Source organism: Paracoccus panacisoli (assembly GCF_042435015.1).
Classification (GTDB): Bacteria; Pseudomonadota; Alphaproteobacteria; order Rhodobacterales; family Rhodobacteraceae; genus Paracoccus; species Paracoccus panacisoli.
Genome location: NZ_JBHMQU010000104.1, coordinates 1 through 2,382, shown reverse-complemented (window position 1 = coordinate 2,382; position 2,382 = coordinate 1). Strand labels below are relative to the sequence as shown.

Here is a 2,382-nt window from a genome sequence, read left to right as displayed (position 1 = left end):
GATGAGGGTCTCCACCGCACCGCCGCGACCGGGGGCCCAGTCCGACAGGTCGAGCCGCAGCGTGCCCCCGAGCGCCACCGCCGAGGCCACCGCGGGCGACGCCCCGAAGGCACCCGAGCGGAACTCGCCCAGCGTCGCCGTCCCGGCCGTGTCGGCCACGATCTCCAGCGTGCTGCCGGCGTGCAGCCGCAGCACCGCCGCCCCGCCGTCGCGCCCGTCGAACCCTGCGACCGCCCGGCTGCCGTCGAGGCTCAGCACGCTGCCCGCGCCAAGGTCGAACGACCCGCCCGACGTCGCCAGCAGCGCCTGCCCGTTGTCGCCCACCGACAGCGCCACCTGCCCGCTCACCGCTCCGGTGTTGGCAAAGCGCCCGCCGGTCACCTCGATCTCGAGCCGGTCGGCGTCGCGGTAGCCGTCGAGCCACACCTGTCCGGACCGGTCGATCGAAAGCGCCGCACCGGTGTCGGCCACCGAGACCGGACCGTCGATCCCCAGCCGACCCGACAGCGCCGTCAGCCGCCCGAAGTCCCCGAACGAGAGCCCCGACACCGTCACCGTCTGGCCCCCGAACCAGACCGCGTTGCCCGCAAGGTCCACCCGGTCGCCGTCCTGCGTCCCCGGCAGGTCGCCCGTGGACCAGTTCAGCCGGTTCTCCCAGCGCACCCCGTCGCCGCGCGCGTCCGGCGTGAACACCAGCGTTCCCGCCGCACCCCGCAGCGTCGTGTCGAGCCCGAACCCCTCGCGGAAGAAGGCGTTGATCAGGTCCGCGTCGACCGTGTGGTCGAGCTTTCCGGCCGCCTGCGCCCGCAGATGGGTGGCAAGATCGGCGATGCTCGCCCCGGGCTTGTCGAGCACCTCGGCCGCAAAGCGCTGGATCGTCGTCTCGTCCAGCCGCGCCCGGTCGAGGCCCCCCGTCCCCCGATCGTTGCCCCGTCCCCAGTCGTGGATGATCGTGTCGTCGAAGCCGCGCCCGGGGTTCGGGTTCAGCGGCCGGTGCACCACCGTCTTGTCCGCCTGCTCGGCCGGGTTCGCCGGGTCGGCCAGATGGGCGATGATGTTGCCGATCAGCGCCGACTGCAGACCCACGTCGGCCACCCCCATCGACAGCGCCCCCTCCTTCTGGGACACCCGCTTGTGGCCTGCCGAGGTGATCAGGTTGTCCAGGAACAGCGTGTAGTTTCCGACCGGCCCCGAGCCCTCCCGGTCGCCGCCGGCGAAATGCACCGCCGCGTTGTTGTCGATGAAGGCGTTGTCCTCGATGAACCCGCCCGAGCGCACCTGCGCCCCGAACGACGCGCCGCGCAGGAAGATGTTGTCGCGGACGGTCACGTCGAGGTTGTTGGCGGACATGTAGAGGTTGTGGCTGTAGTAGCTCGGCGGCTGCGGCGCGCTCGTAGAGAGCTTGGGATCGTAGCCGTCGGACCAGCCGTTGTGGTCGAACAGGTTCTCCTCGAGCAGCACCCCGATGCTTTCCGCAATGAACGCCCCCTGATGACGGTTGAGCGAGGGGTGCCAGGTCGGTCCGTCCCCCACGGGCTTGTCGTGGAACCGGTCCACGATGTCGCTGCGCCGCAGGGTCAGCCCGTCGGCGCTCTGCAGGTTGGCCCCCTTGCCCCCGAGCGACAGCCGGTCGAGCAGCAGGTCGGTGGCCCCGAGCGTCTGCGCCCCGCCCTTGAGGTCGAGGCCTGACACGACGACGTGCGACGAACGTTCCTGGTAGATGTTCAGCATCCCGCCGAGCTGGGGGTCGCGGCCCTCGCCGTAGGCGGTGACCACCAGCGGGTGCAGTTCGGATTCGCCGCCGGCGCCGCGATGCACCAGCCGGGTGGCATCGGGATAGGCGTAGCCGCGCTCAAACAGCAGCCAGTTCGACGAGATCCGGTCGCCGGTCAGGCAGAGCGTACGCCACAGCGCCAGGCCCATCTCGCTGTCGAGCGCCTGGCCCTCGCTGCCGCCGTAGGCGGGGTGGGCGGCCAGCCAGGCGCCCCACTTGCCCTCCATCCGCGCGAGGTCGAGGCCCTCGGCGCGGGCGATCTCACGGGCGCTCAGCCCGTGCTCGCCGCCGGTCACGAAGACCTTGCGGTGCTCGTCGCCGTGCTCGATCCGCAGGTCACCCCGGGCGTCGGTCTCGAGCATGTAGCCCGCCCCCGTACCCCAGCCCGCCGCCTGCGCGCCCGGCGTCAGCGCCACCTCGGCCGACACCTCGGTCACCGCCCCGTCCCTCCCGGTCACCGCGTAGCGGAACGACACCGACGACGGCATCTCCCCCGCCCCGGCATCCGCCCGGGCCCCCGTCATCACCAGCGCCAGCGCGCCCTCGAGCGTCACGCTCACATGGCCCACGTCCGGCTGATCGAGCACCCGCACAGACCCACCCAAGGC

At 72.2% G+C, this 2,382-nt stretch carries 1 protein-coding gene; it reads right to left on the bottom strand.

The annotated features are described in order from the left end of the window. Positions 1 to 2,361 (bottom strand): right-handed parallel beta-helix repeat-containing protein (locus ACFHYO_RS15850; RefSeq protein WP_394321681.1); only part of this gene is annotated, 2,361 nt, incomplete at its 3' end. Between the last annotated feature and the right edge of the window lie 21 nt (positions 2,362 to 2,382).